The 21,119-nt window shown below is 59.3% G+C and carries 19 protein-coding genes and 2 tRNA genes; 14 read left to right on the top strand and 7 right to left on the bottom strand.

Annotation, left to right across the window (positions count from 1 at the left end; translation table 11 throughout):
- Positions 1-32: 32 nt before the first annotated feature.
- Genes V6Z53_RS08665 through V6Z53_RS08645 form a run of 5 tightly spaced genes read left to right on the top strand, consistent with a single transcriptional unit; the run spans position 33 to position 4,215 of the window.
- Positions 33-815, top strand: coding sequence for a transporter substrate-binding domain-containing protein (locus V6Z53_RS08665; RefSeq protein WP_338585100.1), 783 nt, complete (start codon positions 33-35; stop codon positions 813-815).
- A gap of 56 nt (positions 816-871) precedes the next feature.
- Positions 872-1,600, top strand: coding sequence for an ABC transporter permease (locus V6Z53_RS08660; RefSeq protein WP_338585099.1), 729 nt, complete (start codon positions 872-874; stop codon positions 1,598-1,600).
- Entirely contained in the window at positions 1,597-2,307 is a 711-nt protein-coding gene (locus V6Z53_RS08655) for an ABC transporter permease (protein WP_338585098.1), read from the top strand. Before V6Z53_RS08660 ends, V6Z53_RS08655 begins: the two co-directional genes overlap by 4 nt.
- Positions 2,308-2,318: 11 nt before the next feature.
- Positions 2,319-3,437: a succinylglutamate desuccinylase/aspartoacylase family protein gene (locus tag V6Z53_RS08650; RefSeq protein WP_338585097.1), complete on the top strand. Its 1,119-nt coding sequence runs from the start codon at positions 2,319-2,321 to the stop codon at positions 3,435-3,437.
- 13 nt (positions 3,438-3,450) lie between these two features.
- Positions 3,451-4,215, top strand: a complete 765-nt coding sequence (locus tag V6Z53_RS08645; RefSeq protein ID WP_056856146.1) for an ATP-binding cassette domain-containing protein — start codon at positions 3,451-3,453, stop codon at positions 4,213-4,215.
- Between the two features lie 58 nt (positions 4,216-4,273).
- Here V6Z53_RS08645 and V6Z53_RS08640 read toward each other — a convergent pair whose 3' ends face one another.
- The 3 genes from V6Z53_RS08640 to dcd form a co-directional block, all read right to left on the bottom strand.
- Positions 4,274-4,642: a hypothetical protein gene (locus V6Z53_RS08640; protein WP_338585096.1), complete on the bottom strand. Its 369-nt coding sequence runs from the start codon at positions 4,640-4,642 to the stop codon at positions 4,274-4,276.
- Between the two features lie 247 nt (positions 4,643-4,889).
- A complete protein-coding gene (locus V6Z53_RS08635) occupies positions 4,890-5,099 on the bottom strand; it encodes a hypothetical protein (protein ID WP_338585095.1) in 210 nt (69 codons plus the stop codon).
- Between the two features lie 107 nt (positions 5,100-5,206).
- On the bottom strand, positions 5,207-5,773 hold the full coding sequence (dcd, locus tag V6Z53_RS08630) for a dCTP deaminase (RefSeq protein WP_046816561.1): 567 nt from the start codon (positions 5,771-5,773) through the stop codon (positions 5,207-5,209).
- A 353-nt stretch (positions 5,774-6,126) separates the two neighbouring features.
- Here dcd and V6Z53_RS08625 point away from each other — a divergent pair, with 353 nt between their 5' ends.
- A complete protein-coding gene (locus tag V6Z53_RS08625) occupies positions 6,127-6,336 on the top strand; it encodes a cold-shock protein (RefSeq protein ID WP_002554837.1) in 210 nt (69 codons plus the stop codon).
- A gap of 158 nt (positions 6,337-6,494) precedes the next feature.
- Here the strand turns inward: V6Z53_RS08625 and V6Z53_RS08620 are convergent, their stop codons facing one another.
- Entirely contained in the window at positions 6,495-7,502 is a 1,008-nt protein-coding gene (locus V6Z53_RS08620; protein WP_338585094.1) for a DUF481 domain-containing protein, read from the bottom strand.
- 176 nt (positions 7,503-7,678) lie between these two features.
- On the opposite strand from V6Z53_RS08620, the gene V6Z53_RS08615 reads away from it, so the two are divergent.
- From V6Z53_RS08615 to V6Z53_RS08600, 4 genes are all read left to right on the top strand, one after another.
- On the top strand, positions 7,679-8,032 hold the full coding sequence (locus V6Z53_RS08615) for an MGMT family protein (RefSeq protein ID WP_338585093.1): 354 nt from the start codon (positions 7,679-7,681) through the stop codon (positions 8,030-8,032).
- A gap of 44 nt (positions 8,033-8,076) precedes the next feature.
- Positions 8,077-9,636, top strand: coding sequence for an AmpG family muropeptide MFS transporter (locus tag V6Z53_RS08610; RefSeq protein ID WP_338585092.1), 1,560 nt, complete (start codon positions 8,077-8,079; stop codon positions 9,634-9,636).
- A gap of 143 nt (positions 9,637-9,779) precedes the next feature.
- Complete coding sequence (locus V6Z53_RS08605) at positions 9,780-11,495, top strand: proline--tRNA ligase (protein ID WP_338585091.1); 1,716 nt, start codon at positions 9,780-9,782, stop codon at positions 11,493-11,495.
- A 17-nt stretch (positions 11,496-11,512) separates the two neighbouring features.
- Complete coding sequence (locus V6Z53_RS08600; RefSeq protein ID WP_338585090.1) at positions 11,513-12,466, top strand: hypothetical protein; 954 nt, start codon at positions 11,513-11,515, stop codon at positions 12,464-12,466.
- A 123-nt stretch (positions 12,467-12,589) separates the two neighbouring features.
- On the opposite strand, the gene dinB is transcribed toward V6Z53_RS08600, so the two are convergent.
- Positions 12,590-13,651 (bottom strand): DNA polymerase IV, encoded by a 1,062-nt coding sequence (dinB, locus tag V6Z53_RS08595; RefSeq protein WP_338585089.1) that lies wholly within the window; start codon positions 13,649-13,651, stop codon positions 12,590-12,592.
- A gap of 299 nt (positions 13,652-13,950) precedes the next feature.
- Between dinB and V6Z53_RS08590 the strand changes: the two genes are divergently transcribed.
- From V6Z53_RS08590 to V6Z53_RS08575, 4 genes are all read left to right on the top strand, one after another.
- Positions 13,951-14,027, top strand: a tRNA-Met gene (locus V6Z53_RS08590).
- Positions 14,028-14,246: 219 nt separating this feature from the next.
- Positions 14,247-14,323: transfer RNA gene (locus V6Z53_RS08585), tRNA-Met, on the top strand.
- Positions 14,324-14,601: 278 nt separating this feature from the next.
- A complete protein-coding gene (gene mprF / locus V6Z53_RS08580) occupies positions 14,602-17,244 on the top strand; it encodes a bifunctional lysylphosphatidylglycerol flippase/synthetase MprF (protein ID WP_338585088.1) in 2,643 nt (880 codons plus the stop codon).
- Positions 17,244-18,542, top strand: a complete 1,299-nt coding sequence (locus tag V6Z53_RS08575) for an AcvB/VirJ family lysyl-phosphatidylglycerol hydrolase (protein WP_338585087.1) — start codon at positions 17,244-17,246, stop codon at positions 18,540-18,542. Before mprF ends, V6Z53_RS08575 begins: the two co-directional genes overlap by 1 nt.
- Before the next feature lie 154 nt (positions 18,543-18,696).
- Here the strand turns inward: V6Z53_RS08575 and V6Z53_RS08570 are convergent, their stop codons facing one another.
- Positions 18,697-18,987: a type II toxin-antitoxin system Phd/YefM family antitoxin gene (locus V6Z53_RS08570; RefSeq protein WP_338585086.1), complete on the bottom strand. Its 291-nt coding sequence runs from the start codon at positions 18,985-18,987 to the stop codon at positions 18,697-18,699.
- 171 nt (positions 18,988-19,158) lie between these two features.
- On the bottom strand, positions 19,159-21,060 hold the full coding sequence (locus tag V6Z53_RS08565) for a potassium transporter Kup (protein WP_338585085.1): 1,902 nt from the start codon (positions 21,058-21,060) through the stop codon (positions 19,159-19,161).
- Positions 21,061-21,119: the final 59 nt, after the last annotated feature.

The raw sequence follows: 21,119 nt of genomic DNA, 5'->3' as shown, positions 1-21,119 counted from the left end.
CAAGCGCTCATATTGGTTTTAGGGAATAAATAATGAAAAAAGCATTGCTGACCCTTTCTGCACTGGCGTTGTGCATGGCCGCTGGCTCCGCCATGGCAAAGGAATACAAAGAATTGCGTTTTGGCGTTGACCCTTCCTACGCACCGTTCGAGTCGAAAGCGGCCGACGGCAGCCTGGTGGGCTTCGACATCGATCTGGGTAACGCAATCTGTGCCGAGCTGAAGGTCAAGTGCAAATGGGTCGAAAGCGATTTCGACGGGATGATTCCTGGCCTCAAGGCCAATAAATTCGACGGCGTGATCTCTTCGATGACCGTCACCCCGGCCCGCGAAAAAGTCATCGACTTCTCCGGCGAGCTGTTCTCCGGCCCAACCGCTTACGTGTCCAAGAAAGGCTCCGGCATCACCGCCGACGTCGCTTCGCTGAAAGGCAAAACCGTTGGCTACGAGCAAGGCACCATCCAGGAAGCCTATGCCAAAGCCGTTCTGGACAAGGCTGGCGTGAAAACCCAGGCCTATCAGAACCAGGACCAGGTGTATTCCGACCTGACTTCCGGCCGTCTCGACGCTGGCATCCAGGACATGCTGCAAGCTGAACTGGGCTTCCTGAAGTCACCAAACGGCGCTGATTACGAAATCAGCAAGCCGGTCGACAGCGAACTGCTGCCAGCCAAAACAGCAGTCGGTATTAAGAAAGGTAACACCGAGCTGAAAGCACTTTTGGATAAAGGTATCAAAGCGTTACACGATGATGGCACCTACGCCACCATTCAGAAGAAACACTTTGGCGATCTGAATCTGTACAGCGGCAAATAATGCCCGGCGCCCATCGCGAGATGGGCGCTTTTTTCATTCGATCAGGTTGCTGATTTATGTTCGAAAACCTCCTACAAAATCTGGGGCTCTCAGCCTTCAGCCTCAAGGGCTTCGGTCCTTTGCTGATGGAAGGCACCTGGATGACCATCAAATTATCGGCGATGTCGCTGCTGGTGGCCGTGTTGCTCGGCCTGCTCGGCGCCAGTGCCAAACTGTCAAAAGTCAAACTGCTGCGCCTGGTTGCCCAGTGCTACACCACGCTGATTCGCGGGGTGCCGGACCTGGTGCTGATGCTGCTGATCTTCTACAGCCTGCAAACCTGGCTGACGTCGCTCACCGACTACATGGAATGGGAATACATCGAGATCAACCCGTTCAGCGCCGGGGTCCTGACCCTGGGCTTCATTTACGGCGCGTACTTCACCGAAACCTTCCGCGGCGCGATCCTCGCCGTGCCTCGCGGCCAGGTCGAAGCGGCCACCGCTTACGGTCTCAAGCGCGGTCAGCGGTTCCGCATCGTGGTGTTCCCGCAGATGATGCGCTTTGCCCTGCCGGGTATCGGCAACAACTGGATGGTGATGCTCAAGGCCACTGCGCTGGTGTCGATCATCGGCCTCGCCGATCTGGTCAAGGCTGCCCAGGACGCCGGTAAAAGCAGCTATCAGCTGTTCTACTTCCTGGTGCTCGCCGCGCTGATCTACCTGCTGATCACCAGTGCTTCCAATTTTATTCTGCGCTGGCTCGAACGCCGCTACGCCGCCGGGACCCGGGAGGCCGTACGATGATCGAACTTCTGCAGGAATACTGGAAAGCCTTCCTTTACACCGACGGCCAGAACATCACCGGTCTGGCCATGACCATGTGGCTGCTCAGCGCGTCGATCTTCATCGGTTTCATCGTCTCGATTCCGCTGTCCATCGCCCGAGTTTCGCCGCACTTCTACATTCGCTGGCCGGTGCAGTTCTACACCTACCTGTTCCGTGGTACGCCGCTCTACATCCAGTTGCTGATCTGCTACACCGGGATCTACAGTCTGGCCGCCGTGCGCGCGCAACCGGTGCTCGACAGCTTCTTCCGCGATGCGATGAACTGCACCATCCTCGCATTCGCCCTGAACACCTGCGCCTACACCACGGAGATTTTCGCCGGGGCGATCCGCAGCATGGCCCATGGTGAAGTCGAGGCGGCCAAGGCCTACGGCCTGACTGGCTGGAAGTTGTATGCCTACGTGATCATGCCTTCGGCACTGCGTCGCTCGTTGCCGTACTACAGCAACGAAGTGATCCTGATGCTGCACTCGACCACCGTGGCGTTCACCGCAACCATCCCGGACATCCTGAAAGTCGCTCGGGACGCCAACTCGGCGACCTTCCTGACCTTTCAGTCGTTCGGCATCGCCGCGCTGATCTACCTGACCGTCACCTTTGCGCTGGTCGGCCTGTTCCGTCTCGCCGAACGTCGCTGGCTAGCCTTCCTTGGGCCGACCCACTAGGATTTTTCGCAATGCGCCACCAGATTCATGACCTGCTGGCCCCGCTGCCGGGGACAGCACGACAGATCCACAGCTTCCACTTCGGGCCTGCATCGGCCCAAGGCAAGATCTACATCCAGGCCTCCCTGCACGCCGATGAAATGCCCGGCATGCTGGTGGCCTGGCACCTCAAGCAGCGCCTGGCGGAGCTTGAAGCCGCCGGCCGCCTGCGCAGCGAAATTGTCCTGGTGCCGGTGGCCAACCCTGTCGGCCTCGAACAAGTGCTGATGGATGTGCCGCTGGGCCGCTATGAGCTGGAAAGCGGACAGAACTTCAACCGCTGGTTCGTCGATTTGAGCGAAGAGGTCGGCAACGAGATCGAAGGCCAACTCGGCGACGACTCGCAACGCAACCTCGAACTCATCCGCAGCAGCCTTCGTAATGCACTGGCCCGCCAGACTGCCAGTACTCAGTTGCAATCCCAACGCCTGACCCTGCAGCGGCTGGCCTGCGATGCCGACATGGTGCTGGACCTGCATTGTGATTTTGAAGCCGTCGCGCACCTGTACACCACGCCCGAGGCCTGGCCACAGGTCGAGCCGCTGGCGCGCTACATCGGCGCAGAGGCCAGTCTGCTGGCTACGGATTCCGGCGGTCAGTCGTTCGATGAATGCTTCACCTTGCTCTGGTGGCAACTGAAGGAGCGCTTCGGTGAACACTTCGACATTCCACCGGGGAGTTTTTCGGTGACGGTCGAACTGCGCGGCCAAGGCGACGTCAATCACCCGCTGGCCAGTCTCGACAGCCAGGCGCTGATCGACTACCTGATTCACTTCGGTGCGATTGCCGGCGAACCGGCGCCACTGCCCGACCTGCCCTACCCGGCCACACCGCTGGCCGGTGTTGAACCCGTCGCAACGCCGGTCGGCGGGCTGCTGGTGTTCACCGCGCTGCCAGGGGAATACCTGGAAGCCGGGCAACTGATCGCCGAAATCATCGACCCGATCCTTGACCGTGTCACGCCTGTCCATTGCACCGCCGCCGGGTTGATGTACGCCCGCTCGCTGCGCCGCATGGCCACCGCCGGCATGGTGATCGCCCACGTCGCGGGCGCCGAAGCCTATCGCAGCGGCTACCTACTTTCGCCTTGAGGATGCTTGTTCCATGTACAAACTGACCATTGAAGGCCTGCATAAAAGCTATGGCGATCATGAGGTGCTCAAAGGCGTTTCGCTCAAGGCCAACACCGGCGACGTCATCAGCCTGATCGGCGCCAGCGGCTCGGGTAAAAGTACCTTTCTGCGCTGCATCAACTTTCTCGAACAGCCCAACGACGGCGCCATGAGCCTCGACGGCCAGGCGATCCGCATGGTCAAGGATCGCCACGGTATGCACGTCGCCGATCCCGACGAATTGCAACGAATCCGCACCCGCCTGGCCATGGTGTTCCAGCACTTCAACCTGTGGAGCCACATGACCGTGCTGGAAAACATCACCATGGCCCCGCGCCGGGTGCTGGGTTGCAGCAAGCAGGAAGCCGAAGACCGTGCCCGTCGCTACCTCGACAAGGTCGGCTTGCCGGCACGAGTGGCCGATCAGTACCCGGCGTTCCTCTCCGGCGGTCAGCAACAACGCGTGGCAATTGCCCGGGCCTTGGCCATGGAACCGGAAGTCATGCTGTTCGACGAACCGACGTCGGCCCTGGACCCGGAACTGGTCGGTGAAGTGTTGAAGGTGATCCAGGGCCTGGCCGAAGAAGGCCGGACCATGATCATGGTCACCCACGAAATGAGCTTCGCACGCAAAGTGTCGAGTCAGGTGCTGTTCTTGCATCAGGGTCTGGTTGAGGAAGAAGGCGCGCCGGAAGACGTGTTGGGTAATCCGAAGAGTGAGCGCTTGAAGCAATTCTTGAGCGGCAATCTGAAGTAATACGCCTTGGTAGGAGCTGCCGCAGCCTGCGGCAGCTCCTACAGGATTAGATACTCGCTTAGTTCTCCAGCCTGAAGCTGCCGTTTTCCACCTCCACGCCATCGGCATCCAGCCCACTGAAGCTGCCGGCAAATTGCGCATCCCCGCCCACTGTCAGCTCAAGCGTGCCTCGATACAGCTCCGCTTCAGAACTATCTGTCACATGAATAATCATGGGTGACCGCTCACTCAGCCCCAAACCGAAGTTTCCGGTTTGGATTCCGACCGGCAGATACACGTAAAACTCCTTCCCTTCGCCGTTACTGGCCTCGATACAGTGCAGACCATTGCGCTCGTAGTAATACAGCCCCTGCGTCACCTGAAACTCCATAGTTCCGTTCGCAGCGATCACATCGGCACTCAAACGTCCTGTTCGATTCGTACTCATCCTGAAATTCCTTTTTCATATTGTTGTGCGCGGGCCTTTGCATAAGGCCTTGGGCGCGTGGAAGGCCGAGATGAAAACACGGCTGTTCCGCCGATTGGTTTCAACGGCGAACACACTTATTTCCGAATATGAGAAGTCAGGATCAGAGCTGAAAACGGCGACCGTTTGATAAACGGAAAACGCAAACAAGGCCAGCGCCCCGAGATCGAAAACGACCTCGGGGCACTGACCTTGTCAAAAACAGGATTCAGGCGACAGGGGCAGGAGGCGGCTCATCCGGCAACGTTGGCTCGCCAGGCTCGGTAGGTTGCTCGTTCGGGGTATCGGGGTCGGGTTGACCGGGGATCCCGCCAGCCTGGACGACCGAGGGATGCGCCAACAAGGACCAGGCCAGCACGCCCACTTGATTGGGTTCAAGCCTTGCCAGTTCGGCACTTATTCGCGGATCGATCTTCATAACGCACTCCTGAGCGATGGCCCGATCCGCCTTGCGCGAATCGGAGCAGTACACTCCATAGAGTGTACGCTCGCTCAGGAATTCCCACGGTTTGTCAGACGGCTGACTCAGGTCCGTGGCAGGGTGACGCCACGCTGGCCCTGATACTTGCCGCCACGGTCTTTGTAGGACACTTCACATTCTTCGTCAGACTCAAGGAACAGCATCTGCGCCACGCCTTCGTTGGCGTAGATTTTCGCCGGCAGGTTGGTGGTGTTCGAGAATTCCAGAGTCACGTGCCCTTCCCACTCAGGCTCAAGCGGCGTGACGTTGACGATGATGCCGCAGCGCGCGTAGGTGCTTTTACCCAGGCAGATGGTCAATACATTGCGCGGAATGCGGAAATATTCGACGGTGCTGGCCAGGGCGAAGGAGTTCGGCGGAATGATGCACACGTCGCTGTGGATATCGACGAAGCTGCCGGCGTCGAAGTTCTTCGGGTCGACGATGGCCGAATTGATGTTGGTGAACACCTTGAAATGATTCGTGCAACGTACATCGTAGCCGTAGCTCGACACGCCGTAGGAGATCACACGGCTATCGTCGCTGCCACGTACCTGGCGCTCTACGAAGGGGTCGATCATGCCGTGCTCTTGCGCCATGCGGCGAATCCACTTGTCCGATTTGATGCTCATGGCGGGTGTCCTGAATAGCGAGGTGGAAAAATCTGTCCGGCATCTTACCGGGGCGCGCCGCCGGGTTCAAAGTGCCGGACACAATTCTCGACGATACTGCCGGATTTGCGCAGCTTCGAAGCAATACGGTGCACCGTCGATCATGAAAACCGAGAAACCTTCGCAAGAAGCATTGGCACGTCCCGGAAAAAGGGTTAAGGTGGCGCCACTGTGCTGCTTGTGTCACTGAGAATCTCTACACGATATGTTGAATTTCGATCCAACCATCTACAAGAATTTTTCCTGCTCTTTGCACTCAGTCTCGGCCAGGGTTCTTCCTGAGTCGCAGTTATCTTTGTTCAAGGAGTTACACCATGTCTAATCGCCAAACCGGTACCGTTAAGTGGTTCAACGATGAAAAAGGCTTCGGCTTCATCACTCCACAATCCGGTGACGACCTGTTCGTTCACTTCAAAGCTATCCAATCCGACGGCTTCAAAAGCCTGAAAGAAGGCCAACAGGTTTCTTTCATCGCTACCCGCGGTCAGAAAGGCATGCAAGCTGAAGAAGTTCAAGTTATCTAACTTGTACTTGCTTTAGTAAAAAGCCCCGCCCTCAAAAGCGGGGCTTTTTTGTGGGCAAGTGTTTTTGCCCGCACAAAAAAGATCGCAGCCTTCGGCAGCTCCTACCAGGTCATGTGTACACCTGTAGGAGCTGCCGAAGGCTGCGATCTTTTGTCGATCTACCAGGTCACGCCAAAGCCAGCGGTATAGCGAGTCTTGTCCAGATCAGCATCGTCGGTGCCGTCGATGATGTTGCGCTCAGCCTTGAGATTGAGCGAAGCCCAGTCTGTCACCTTGTAGCGCAGCCCTATCTCTGAATCCAGCGCATATTCGGCCACACCCGACAGCGGCTTGCCCACCTCGCCATTGGTGAAGAACTCGACTTTCTTGCCAATCAGGTAGCGGTTGTAATCCCACTTCATGGCCACGGAATAGAAGTTCTCTTTGCTGCCATCAGCGAATTCATAATCTGTGCGGTTGACCAGCGAACCAAGGGAGAACGCACCCAGTTCGTCATCCCAGAACTGATAACCCGGACCGGTACCGACCGTGCGCTGACGCGACAGATCTTCGACCTTGTCACGCTTGTAGACCAGGCGACCCTGCCAGAACCATTTTTCCGTCAGGAAGCGGTCAAGCGAATACTCGGCTCGCCAGTTGTCCGTGGTGACCACGTCATCCTGGAATTCGCGGTTGTACTCGCCTTCCGCCGTGTGCCGCCAACGACCATGGCGTGCAGTGGTCTTGAAATCGATGTCGTAATCGTCGGTGTCCTTGTCGGCGCGCTGATAGTCCAGCGCTGCGTCGATGTTGCCCTTCCACACCAGGTCTTCGACCACAGGCTTGGGCTTGAGCATCTGCTGGATACTCGCCAGTTCCACGGTTTTTGGCGCATCACCGTTGGCCAGGGTCACCTTGCCGTCCTCCGCCGCGTGCAGCGACTTGGCCACTTCCCCGGTGTAGGCATCCTGCTTGACCAACAGGTGCTGATCACTCTCCAGGGTTTTCACCTTGCTCCAATCGATCGGCACGGCGCCGGCGTACTCGGTCTGGACCAACAGCTTGCCACCATCGAACAGAATGATTTTGCCGCTCAACTTGTCACCGTTCTTCAACCAGACGGTATCCGCGAGCAAGGGAGTGGAAGCACTGACGACAGCGAGGCACAGCAGGGTTCTGGACAACATAAGCAAATACAGGCTCAGGTTCGCGAAAAAAAGTCGGCATTATCCGCACGAATAAGGCCCTAGCAAGGACTGACCCGACTATTTCTATTGAGTTCATTTCTCAACTGGCGATCCAGGATTTACTCTACGGACGGTACTGTGAATTTTTTCAGGAACATTTGTTTTAGGAACGGCACGTGATCGAACCCAATGCTGAACCAGAAAGCGCTGCACAAATCCGACGCACGGCGCTCTACCTGACCTTGGCGCAAGTGCCCGAAGGCAAGGTGGTGAGCTATGGTCAATTGGCGGAGCTGGCCGGTCTGGGGCGTGCCGCCCGTTGGGTAGGTCGGACCTTGAGCCAACTGCCCGGCGACAGCAAACTGCCCTGGCACCGCGTGCTCGGCGCCGGCGGGCGCATCAGCCTGCCAGTGGGCAGCCCATCCGGGGACGAACAACGCGCGCGATTGCGCATGGAGGGCATCAGTATCCTGAATAATCGTGTTGATATTCAGCGCCATGGGTGGCGCCCGGTAGAGCACAGCGGTTAGAGTGCGCGCTTTGTTTCCGTATTTCTTGAGGCAGACTCCAGCCCATGCCCCGTAAAACCTGGCGCGCCGCGCTTGCTGCCTATGCCAGCCCCTCGACGCTTGTACTGCTATTGCTGGGTTTCGCTGCCGGCCTGCCCTACATGCTGGTGTTCTCGACACTGTCGGTCTGGTTGCGTGAAGCCGGTGTGGCGCGCGAAACCATCGGCTATGCGAGCCTGATCGGTCTGGCCTACGCCTTTAAATGGGTCTGGTCACCGTTGCTTGACCAATGGCGCCTGCCGTTACTCGGCAAGCTCGGCCGACGCCGCTCATGGCTGGTGCTTTCCCAGGCACTGGTGATCCTCGGCCTGATCGGCATGGGTTTCTGCGACCCGCAAAAGCATTTGTCCTGGCTGATCGCCATCGCGGTAGTCGTTGCTTTCGCCTCCGCGACGCAAGACATTGCCGTAGACGCCTATCGCCTTGAAATCGCCGAAGACAATCGTCAGGCCGCGCTGGCCGCCAGTTACATGTCCGGCTATCGAATCGCAGCGCTGCTGGCCACGGCGGGCGCGCTGTACTTCGCCGAAGGCTTCGGTTCAACCGGCTTCAACTACAAGCATTCCGCCTGGGCCGGCACTTACATCCTGTTCGGGGTGTTGATGGTCCCAGCGCTGCTGACCTCCCTGTTCATGCGCGAACCGCCTGTGCCACTGCGCACGCAATTGCAGGCCGGGCGCTACAGCTTTGTGCATCAACTGGCCTCGGTATTCGTGCTGATCGTATTGCTGGTGTCCGTGCCGGCCATGTTCACCCAGCTCTACAACACCGACTTCGCCAGTGTGCTGTTCGAAGGCGTGAGCCTGCTCGACCTGCTGCTTCAGGACCGCGCCTTCCTGCGAGCGATCCTCTACACCACGCTAACCGCCCTGTGCCTGTCAGCCATGGGCCGTCGCGGACTGGCGCCCGTGCTGACCCCGATCAATGACTTCATTCTGCGTTATCGCTGGCAAGCGCTGCTATTGCTCGGACTGATCGCCACCTATCGCATGTCCGACACGGTCATGGGCGTGATGGCCAACGTGTTCTACATCGACCAGGGCTTCACCAAGGACCAGATCGCCAGCGTCAGTAAAATTTTCGGCCTGATCATGACCCTGGTAGGCGCCGGTATGGGCGGCCTGTTGATCGTGCGCTTCGGTATTTTGCCGATCCTGTTCATCGGCGGTGTGGCCTCCGCAGCGACCAACATCCTGTTCCTGATGCTCGCCGACATGGGCGCCAACCTGAACATGCTGATCGTGACCATTTCCCTGGACAACTTCAGTTCAGGCCTGGCCACCTCGGCATTCGTGGCTTACCTGTCGAGCCTGACCAACCTCAAATTTTCCGCCACCCAATACGCCCTACTCAGCTCGATCATGCTCTTGCTGCCACGCCTGATTGGCGGTTATTCCGGGGTCATGGTGGAGAAATTCGGTTACCACAATTTCTTCCTGATCACCGCCCTGCTGGGCGTTCCGACACTGGTGCTGATCGCCTTGCACTGGTTCCAGGAGAGCCGCCGCGAAGGTCCGACGCCCACGCCGGAACCCGTACCGACCCAGGTCGCAGAAGAATCGTAGGAAGCATCCGTAGGAAACAACGCGGAGGACGGAACGATTCCCGCCCTCCTGCCACACCGCCGACCGCACGCCTGTACGACAGCGGATCTCGCCCGTACAATGCTCCGTCATTTCTCGTCATCAGCAATCGATAACGGCCAACCATGCGCACCAGTCAATTTTTGCTCGCCACACAGAAAGAAACGCCTTCCGACGCGGTCGTGATCAGCCATCAGCTGATGCTGCGCGCCGGCATGATCCGCAAACTCGCCTCGGGCCTGTACACCTGGCTGCCGATGGGCTTGCGGGTAATGCGCAAGGTCGAAGCCGTCGTTCGCGAAGAAATGAACGCCGCCGGCTCGCTCGAAGTGTTGATGCCGAGCACTCAACCGGCTGAGCTGTGGCAGGAATCGGGTCGCTGGGAAGAGTATGGTCCTGAACTGCTGCGCTTCAAGGATCGCCACGGTCGCGATTTCTGCGCCGGTCCGACCCACGAAGAAGTCATCACCGATCTGATGCGCAACGAGCTGAGCAGCTACAAACAGCTGCCGATCAACCTGTACCAGATCCAGACCAAATTCCGTGATGAAATCCGTCCACGCTTCGGCTTGATGCGCGGCCGCGAATTCATCATGAAGGACGCCTACTCGTTCCATGCTGACCAGCCTTCGCTGCAGGTCACCTACGACCGCATGCACCAGGCGTACTGCAACGTGTTCACCCGTCTGGGCCTGAAGTTCCGCCCTGTGGAAGCTGACAACGGCTCCATCGGTGGCGCTGGTTCCCACGAATTCCACGTGCTGGCCGAATCCGGCGAAGACGATATCGTCTTCAGCAACGGTTCCGACTACGCGGCGAACATCGAGAAAGCCGAAGCCGTGCCTCGCGAAACCTCGCGTGCCGCACCGAGCGAAGAGCTGCGCCTGGTCGACACTCCAGACACCAAAACCATTGCCGCACTGGTGGAAAAATTCAATCTGCCGATTGAAAAGACCATCAAGACCCTGATCGTGCACGCTGAGGAAGAAGGCAAGTTGATTGCCCTGATCATCCGTGGCGACCACGAACTCAACGAGATCAAGGCTGCGAACCAGCCAGGCGTAGCCAGTCCGCTGGTCATGGCCAGCGATGCCGAACTGCGTGACGCCATTGGCGCGGGCGCCGGTTCCCTCGGCCCGTTGAACCTGCCGCTGCCAATCATCATCGACCGCTCCGTCGAACTGATGAGCGACTTCGGCATCGGTGCCAACATCGACGACAAGCACTACTTCGGCGTGAACTGGGAGCGCGATCTGCCGGTTCCGACCGTTGCCGACCTGCGTAACGTCGTCACTGGCGACCCAAGCCCGGATGGCAAGGGCACCCTGGAAATCAAGCGCGGCATCGAAGTCGGGCACATCTTCCAGCTGGGCAACAAGTACAGCAAGGCAATGAAGTGCGAAGTGCTGGGCGAGAACGGCAAGCCGGTCACTCTGGAAATGGGCTGCTACGGCATCGGCGTTTCCCGCGTGGTCGCGGCTGCAATCGAACAGAACAACGACGACAAAGGCATCATCTGGAGCGACACCCTGGCGCCGTTCCAGATCGCCCTCGTGCCGCTGCGCTACGAAACCGACCTGGTTCGCGAAGCCACCGACAAGCTGTATGCCGAACTGACGGCGGCAGGCTTCGAAGTGCTGCTGGACGACCGCGACAAGAAAACCAGCCCGGGCATCAAGTTCGCGGACATGGAGCTGATCGGCATTCCACACCGGATCGTGGTCAGCGACCGCGGCCTCGCCGATGGCAACCTGGAATACAAGAGCCGTACCGAGGCCGAGCCGCAAGCGCTGCCGGTCGCTGACGTACTGTCCTTCCTTCAGGCCCGTATCCGCCGCTGAAACCAGATAGAGACGTCATGTTCAAGCGAAACACCTTAGGCCTCGGTGGTGCCGCCCTGTGCGGCACCCTGCTGGTCAGCGGCTGTGCCAATCACATGTCGCAACGCAGCGAGCACGAGGAACGTGTCGAGCGCAAACTGCTCGATCACAGCCTGCAGATCGATGTTGGTGAGCCCAAGGTGCTTGAGCTGCCGCAACGCCGGGTGAAAATCCACGAGCAAAAGACCTTCGAAGTCACCGAGTTCGAAGTCACGCGCCATTACGATCGCTACACGCCATACCAACCCTGGCGGGAGATCTACGAGATCCCTCTGGGCGCAGTGGCGGTGGTCGGTGGTGTCGGCGCGAACGTGGTCAACGTGTTCGCCCTCGGCAATCTTCCGGATAGCGTGACCAAGGACTGGTTCAGTTACGGCTTTGCCGGGCTCAACCCGTTCATGAACGTGCAATCCAACGGTCGTGCGCAGCAGAACCTGGCCGGAATCGACGAAGTCCAGCGCGACAAGCGCACGGAATACTCGAGCTTGCCGTGGAGCGAGCGTCCGGTCGAGGTCAAGGCCGGCAAGGAAACCTTCGAACTGAGCACCGACAAAAACGGCGTCTTGCGTCTGAACCTGTTGGACAGCCCGTTCGCGGAACATGACCTCAATCATTTGAGCAAGCTGCAGATCAATGTCGAAGACGCCAAGGACGACGTGCATAGCGACTCGTCCCTGGCACTCAGCAGTAGCCTGCGCGGCAAACTGCTCGAAGCCCACGGGCTGATTTACGACGACCTTGAAGACGACGAAGTGAGCCAGTGGGTTCACCGGGTCAAACGCCTGTCGGAACTGGGGTTGGAGGAAGAAGCCAGCGAGCTGGAACAGAGCCTGATCGAACTGACCCGCAACGATCCTGAACTGCAGACCGAATTTCTCAAGTCATTGACCAGAGATGCCGGGCGATTGGTGGCGGATCCGGGGCCGAATTAAAAGCAAAAGCTTCGCGAGCAAGCCCGCTCCCACATTGGATCTCTGACATTCACAAATCCAATGTGGGAGCGGGCTTGCTCGCGAAGGCGGCCTGATAGACACCACTGCATCAAACCTGCATCCCTACCGCTCAAACAACTCCATCTGCTCGAACCCGCCCCGCAAATCCTCCAGCCTGACCCCCACCCCCAACAACCGCACAGGTTTGCCGCCGCGATTGAAAGCCTGGGTCAGCAATAGCTGATAACTGCCCAAATCCCGCCCTGCCCCGGCCTGCTCCAGCGTGGTCTGGGTGAAATCATGAAACTTCACTTTGACGAACGGCTTGCCCGGCCGGTAGCTGCTGTCGATTCGTGCCATGCGGGTTTTGAGGGTTTCCAGCAATTCCGGCAACTTGTCCAGGCAACTGCGCAGATCCGGCAGATCGACATCGTAGGTATTTTCGACACTGATCGACTGCCGGCGACTGTCGTTATGCACCTGGCGGTCATCGATCCCACGGGCCAGGCTCCACATTCGCTCACCAAAGCTGCCGAATTCGCGCACCAGCGCCAACTTGTCCCACTCGCGCAATTGCGCACAATCGACGATGCCCAGTTTGCCCAGCTTTTCGGCGGTGACTTTGCCGACCCCGTGCAGCTTGCTGACCGGCAGACCACTGACGAAGCCCTCGACCTGATCCGGTGTAATGACGAACAGACCATTGGGTTTTTTCCAGTCGCTGGCGATCTTGGCGAGAAATTTGTTCGGCGCCACGCCGGCCGACACGGTGATGTGCAGCTGATTCGAGACCCGGCGACGGATGTCCTGGGCGATGCGTGTGGCGCTACCACCGAAATGCGCGCAGTCCGACACATCGAGGTAGGCCTCGTCGAGGGAAAGCGGCTCGATGATGTCGGTGTAATCACGAAAAATCGTATGAATTTCCTTCGACGCTTCTCTATAGGCATCCATACGCGGCCTGACGATGGTCAGGTCCGGGCACAGCTTCAACGCATGCCCGGACGACATGGCTGAACGCACGCCATAGGCCCGAGCCTCATAATTGCAGGTAGCGATCACCCCGCGCCGATCCGCCGAGCCGCCCACCGCCAGTGGTTTGCCGGCGAGGCTCGGATCGTCACGCATTTCGATGGCGGCGTAGAAACAGTCACAATCGACGTGGATGATTTTTCGCTGGGTCATATGAAAGCAGTTTAAGGGATGAAGAAATGGCTGCATGCCGTGTCAGAAAAGCAGTATCTCACTGACACCTGTATATAGCACCAGTAGTGTGAATGTTCTTTTCCCGCTGTAGGAAAACCCGGATGAATTTATTTTTTCAATCGCACAACGGGCGCTAATAGAGCCACAAGCCTTGCTACGCCTGCCTCTCAGGCTAATCCATACCGTGGCCGAAGACCTAAGCGATTGAACCTGAAGAGGTTTTACCGAAATTGACGGTTGACACCCCGTCGATCCTCTGTAGAATGCCGACACACAGACGCGGGATGGAGCAGTCTGGTAGCTCGTCGGGCTCATAACCCGAAGGTCGTCGGTTCAAATCCGGCTCCCGCAACCAAACATCAAAAAAGGCTACTCGAAAGAGTGGCCTTTTTTGTGCGCGCCTGTTTTGCAGAACACGACCTCATGAGTCCGCACTGCCGAAATGAGAATTCGTTCAGATTCCGAAACTTAGGCCGACCCTGCGACCGTTTGACGCGTTTATACGTTTATTTGACCCGGTTCGGTTTTAACGGTTGACACCCCGGCGTATCTCTATAGAATGCCGCCACACAGACGCGGGATGGAGCAGTCTGGTAGCTCGTCGGGCTCATAACCCGAAGGTCGTCGGTTCAAATCCGGCTCCCGCAACCAAACATCAAAAAAGGCTACTCGAAAGAGTGGCCTTTTTTGTATCTGTTGAAAAAGTCCTTTCGCAACAATGATCTGTCACCGTGTGGTGAGCCGTTGGGGGTCACCAATGCGCCGAGTTCAGTCTATGCTCAATCGCAGACTCAGCCCTCTTCGACTGATGATGTGCAATCACCGACCGCCGGTGATTGGCGTTAATATTTGTGATTATTTTTTTCTACAGGGATTGGTAACTTGGCTGGATACCTCCATCCTGTCGCGCACAATCCAAGAGGTGATTGATGCGCGCCAACTCGTCTGATTCACAAGACACCGTCACAGCAACACAACCGATCAAGGCCGAGCGGTTGCGCTTGCTTGATCGCGTCAGCAAATACCGTCAGCCCATCGGCCTGGCGATCACGCTGCTGTTGTTTGCGATCGCGCTGATTGCCTGTCGTCACCTGCTGAGCGAACTCGATCTGGACGCTCTGCACGACTCGATCCTCGAAGTCCCCAAACCAGCCTTGCTCGGTGCGTTCGGCGCGACCGTGGTGGGTTTCATCATCCTGCTGGGTTACGAATGGTCGGCCAGTCGCTACGCCGGCGTGACCCTGGCACCGCGAACTCTGGCGCTAGGCGGGTTCACCGCTTTCGCCATCGGCAATGCCATCGGCCTTTCGATGCTGTCGGGCGGCTCGGTTCGCTACCGTCTATATGCACGCCACGGACTGGGGGCCACTGAAGTCGCCCACATGACGCTGTTCGCCAGCCTCTCGCTCGGCTGCGCCCTGCCGCCGCTCGCCGCTCTCGCGACGCTCAGCAACCTGCCAGCCGCCTCTGCCGCCCTGGGTCTTTCCGAAACCTTGCTGGGCACCGTTGCGGGCGCCGTGCTGGTACTGTTTTCCGTCGTAGCCATCGGCATTTACCGTCGGCGCCTGCCGGAGCAACCTTACGCCGACAACCTGCTGGTCAGAATCGGCCGTCGCACTCTGCGCCTGCCCGGTCGCCGCCTGACCTTCCTGCAACTGGTGATTACCGCGCTGGACGTGGCAGCCGCCGCCGCCGTGCTCTATCTGTTACTGCCGGAAGCGCCGCCCTTCGGTGCATTCCTGCTGGTTTACCTGTTGGCGCTGGCCGCCGGCGTGCTCAGCCATGTGCCGGGCGGTGTCGGGGTGTTCGAAGCGATCTTGCTTGCGGCGTTCTCCGACAAGCTCGGCGCTGCGCCTCTGGCCGCCGCGCTGCTGCTCTATCGCCTGATTTATGTGGTGCTGCCGATGCTGGTGGCTTGCCTGTTGCTGCTGATCAACGAAGGGCAGCGCCTGTTCCAGACGCGCCAGACCCTGCGCGCAGCCTCCGGCCTCGCCGCGCCGATCCTCGCGGTGCTGGTATTCCTGTCGGGCGTGGTACTGCTGTTCTCCGGAGCCACCCCCGAAATCGACACCCGTCTGGAACACATCGGCTTCCTGATCCCGCACCGTCTGGTCGACGCCTCGCACTTTGGCGCCAGCCTGGTCGGCGTGCTTTGCCTATTGCTGGCCCAGGGCCTGCGTCGCCGACTGTCGGCGGCGTGGATGCTGACCACCATTCTGTTGCTGGTCGGCGCCCTGCTCTCCTTGCTCAAGGGGTTCGACTGGGAGGAAGCCAGCCTGATGGTGCTGACGGCGAGCCTGCTCGGGGTCTTCCGGCGTTCGTTCTATCGCCCCAGCCGCCTGACTGAATTGCCGTTCTCGCCGCTGTATCTGGTGGCGAGCCTGTGCGTACTCGGCGCCTCGATGTGGCTGCTGCTGTTCGCCTATCAAGACGTGCCGTACAGCCATCAACTCTGGTGGCAGTTCACCCTCGACGCCGACGCCCCCCGTGGCTTGCGCTCACTGCTCGGCGCCGCCGTGTTGCTGGTGGTGGTGTCCCTGACCTGGCTGCTGCGCACCGCACGCCCGGTAATCCATCTGCCGACACCCGATGAACTGGAACGCGCCAGCAAGATCCTCATGGCGTCGGCACAACCGGACGGTGGCCTGGCCCTGACCGGTGACAAGGCGTTGCTGTTCCACCCCAACGACGAAGCGTTCCTGATGTACGCCCGCCGTGGCCGCAGCCTGGTGGCGCTGTATGACCCTATCGGCCCGGGCCAGCAACGGGCGGAAATGATCTGGCAGTTCCGCGACCTTTGCGACATCCATCACGCCCGCCCGGTGTTCTATCAAGTGCGCGCAGAGAACCTGCCGTACTACATGGACATCGGCCTGACCGCGATCAAGCTCGGCGAAGAAGCCCGGGTCGATCTCAAGCGTTTTGATCTCGAGGCCAAGGGCAAAGAGATGAAAGACCTGCGCTACACCTGGAACCGTGGCACCCGCGATGGTCTGTCGCTGGAGATTCACGAGCCGGGTCTGGCACCGATGGATGAGCTCAAGGTGATTTCCGATGCCTGGCTGACCGGCAAGAACGTGCGCGAGAAAGGCTTCTCCCTCGGCCGTTTCAGCGATGATTACCTCAAGCATTTCCGCATTGCGGTGATCCGTTTCGAAGGGCGCCCGGTGGCGTTCGCCAACCTGCTCGAGACCTACGGCCATGACCTGGCCAGCCTCGACCTGATGCGCGCGCACCCGGACGCTCCCAAGCTGACCATGGAATTCATGATGGTCGGCCTGATTCAACATTATAAGAGTCACGGATACGCGCGCTTCAGCCTGGGCATGGTGCCGTTGTCGGGGTTGCAACCCCGTCGCGGCGCACCGCTGACCCAGCGCCTGGGCTCGATGGTATTCCGCCGTGGTGAGCAGCTCTACAACTTCCAAGGCTTGCGCCGCTTCAAAGACAAGTTCCAGCCTGACTGGGAACCCCGTTATATGGCCGTGCCCGCCGGACTTGATCCGCTGGTTGCCCTGGCCGACACTGCTGCCCTGATCGCGGGCGGCTTGACTGGATTGGTGAAACGCTGATGATTCAACGCTCCCTGAAGTACATCCTGGCCGCACTGATTGTGCTGGCCGTGATTCTCGGCGGCGGTTTCTGGTACCTCAAACGCCCGGCACCGGAACCGACCCTAGAACAGCTCACCCCGGCCGATGGCGCCGCCATGACCCGCGTCATCCCCGGCACCACGCCGAAGGCTCAGGTGCTGGTGGCGGTCAACGACGACCAGAAGCTCAATGACAAGCAACTGACCACCCTGAGCCGCAGCGCTTCGGCGCAAATCGTCCAGGTGATCCTGCCCAAGGACTGCCTGCTGCAAAGCCGCGCCCTGCAAGCAGGTCTGCGCGAACTGAAAGGCCCGGCCACGCTGGTCAGCGGCATCGGCCCTGGCGCCGTGCTGGCCTGGCGCTGGTTGTCGGAACAGAAGAACGACAAGGCCCAGGCCGTTTCGGTGGACCTGGCCCTGGAGAAACCCGGTGGTTGCACTCACCTGCTGCCGAAAAGCGCCGCCCACGGCCATTGGCTGGTGGCGTGGAACGACAACCCGGACGACACCAGCGCCGGTTTCGTGCGCGATCAGCCCAACGCCGAAACCAGCATCAGCGACTACGACATCAACCTGCCGCAAGTGCTGAACAACGAACTGCGCAAAATCCTTGTCGGCGGCGACAAAGCTGCAGGTGGCCTGCAGATTCCAGTGGTCGAAGTGCCGGCCGGTCAGGCCAAGGACACCGTGACTCTGTTCCTGTCCGGTGATGGCGGCTGGCGCGATCTCGACCGCGATGTTGCGGGCGAGATGGCGAAAATCGGCTATCCAGTGGTCGGCATCGACACCTTGCGCTACTACTGGCAACACAAGAGTCCCGAGCAAAGCGCCCTGGACCTGGCAGAACTGATGCAGCACTACCGGCAGAAATGGGGCACCAAGCGCTTCATCCTGACCGGTTACTCGTTCGGTGCCGACGTACTGCCGGCCATCTACAATCGCCTGGCCGAGTCGGAACAGAATCGCGTCGACGCAATCATCCTGCTGGCCTTCGCCCGCACCGGCAGCTTCGAAATCGAAGTCGAAGGCTGGCTCGGCAACGCCGGCAAAGAAGCCGCCACCGGCCCGGAAATGGCCAAGCTGCCCGCCGCCAAAGTGGTGTGCATCTACGGTGAAGAAGAAGTCGATGAAAGCGGCTGCACCGACAAGAGCGCCGTGGGCGAAGTCATCAAACTGCCCGGCGGCCACCACTTCGATGAGAACTACCCGGCGCTGGCACAGCGGTTGGTAGGTGTGATCGAGAAGCGTCAGGCACAGGAAACCGAAGCTCAGGAATGATCTGAGCCGCACCTGCAAAAAGCCCCCGCAGCCGTTAGGTTGCGGGCGCTTTTTTAGTTAGAGACGACGTTCTGCCGAAGCGTAGACCTCTTCATCGCGTCGAGCGCCGACGGCAACGATCAGTAGATCACGCCCCAAACCATCCACCGCTCCTTTAGTCTTTCCTGGCGTACCGTGCCCGCATATCGTCGTGACTGATTGCTTTGGCCTGATCGAACCCGACCAGTCGCTCCCTTGCCGCGGCTTCAATCCGAAAGTCTTCCAGCTCGTCGAGCATTTCCTGATATGCATCGACATTGATAATGACCGCTGCCGGTTGATTGTCTTTGAAAATTACCAGACGCTCGGTGGCTCGGCTGGAGATCTCTTTGAGTCTCGCACTGAACCCCCTGACCATTGCTGTCACCGATATTGCTTGGTCAGCACGCTCTAATAACGCAGTCATACTCACCTCTCTAGCTTTTTACGCAAAATTGAACACAGACTTATACGCAGAGTATTGCGTCGAATTTGACGTACAGCAAGCTGTAAAACGCAGTATTGATCGGGCAGCTAACAGCACACACAAAAAAGCCCCCGCTGCCGCAATGGCAACGGGGGCTTTTTTTGATGGGACTTACATCTCCACCTGCGTCCCCAGCTCAATCACCCTATTCAGCGGCAGATTGAAGAAACGCAAATTGCCGTTGGCGTTCTGCAACATGAAGGCGAACAACGCTTCGCGCCAGCGGGCCATGCCTTCGAGTTTGGAGGCGATGACCGTTTCGCGGCTGAGGAAGTACGTGGTGCGCATCGGGCTGAAGTCCAGTTCATCGAGATGACACAGTTTCAGCGCCTTCGGCACGTCCGGCTCGTCGGTGAAGCCGAAGTGCAGGATCACCCGGAAGAAACCCTCGCCGTAGGAATCGACCTCAAAACGCCGGCTCGGCGGTACCCGCGGGATGTCTTCGTACACCACCGTCAGCAGCACCACTTGCTCGTGCAGCACCTGGTTATGCAACAGGTTGTGCAACAGCGCGTGAGGCACGGCGTCGGGGCGGGCAGTCAGGAACACCGCGGTGCCCTGGACCCGATGCGGCGGTTGCACGGCGATGCTGCTGATGAAGATCTCAAGCGGCAGCCCACCTTCGTCGATACGATCCACCAGCAACTGCTTGCCGCGCTTCCAGGTGGTCATGAGGACAAACAAGGCGAGACCAGCAATCACCGGGAAAGCCCCGCCCTGGATGATTTTCGGCACGTTGGCGGCGAAGTACACACCGTCGACCACAAGGAAACCCAGCAAGATCGGCACCGCCAGGACCGGCGGCCACTTCCACAGCAGCAGAATCACTGCCGACACCAGAATGCTGGTCATCAGCATGGTGCCGGTCACCGCCACGCCGTAGGCCGAGGCCAGGGCACCGGAAGATTCGAAGCCAAGCACCAGCAGCACTACGCCGACCATCAGCGACCAGTTCACCGCACCGATGTAGATCTGGCCCTGTTCGGCGCTGGAGGTGTGCTGGATGTGCATGCGCGGAATGTAGCCGAGCTGGATCGCTTGGCGGGTCAGGGAGAAAGCTCCGGAGATAACGGCTTGGGAGGCAATCACCGTGGCCAGGGTCGACAGGCCTACCAGCGGGATCAACGCCCAGCTCGGCGCAAGCAGATAGAACGGGTTGCGCGCCGCTTCCGGATCACCGAGCAGCAATGCGCCCTGGCCGAAGTAGTTCAGCACCAGCGCCGGCAGCACCAGGATGAACCAGGCGCGCGCGATCGGCTTGCGGCCGAAGTGGCCCATGTCGGCGTACAACGCTTCAGCACCGGTCAACGCCAGTACCACTGCGCCAAGGATTGCCACGCCCATGCCGGGATGAACGATGAAGAAACGCACGCCCCACACCGGGTTCATCGCTTGCAGCACTTCCGGATGCTGAATGATGCCGTAGACACCCAATGCCCCCAGCACCACAAACCAGGTCACCATGATCGGCCCGAACAGAATGCCGATGCGCGCGGTGCCATGACGCTGGATGAGAAATAACGCCACCAGCACCACCAGCGACAGCGGCACCACCCAATGGTCGATGCCATCGAACGCCAATCCCAGCCCTTCGATTGCCGACAACACGGAAATCGCCGGGGTGATCATGCTGTCGCCATAGAACAGCGCCGCACCGATCAACCCGCAAACCACCAGAAAGCCGCGCAGCTTGGCATGCCCTGCCGCCGCCCGCCGCGCCAGCGCGGTCAAGGCCATGATCCCGCCTTCGCCTTGGTTGTCGGCGCGCAGGACGAACATCATGTACTTGATCGACACGACCCAGATCAGCGACCAGAAGATCAGCGCGAGAATTCCCAACACGCCGTCATGGTTGACCGGCACGCCATAGCCACCGGAGAACACTTCTTTGAGGGTGTACAGCGGACTGGTGCCGATATCGCCGTAAACCACCCCGACCGCCGCGACCAGCATGCCGATCGGCTTCGCCGCCGAATGCTCGGCGCCCGCAGCCTGACTACTTGCCTGACCCATCCAAAACTCCTGATTCCCAAACCGGCTTCTTCGAACGAAGCACTATGCTTTGTCATGCA

Origin of the sequence: Pseudomonas sp. MAG733B (assembly GCF_036884845.1) — a bacterium.
Classification (GTDB): domain Bacteria; phylum Pseudomonadota; class Gammaproteobacteria; order Pseudomonadales; family Pseudomonadaceae; genus Aquipseudomonas.
Note: the sequence above shows the minus strand (reverse complement) of the source record. Positions and strands in the feature narration are given on the sequence as shown.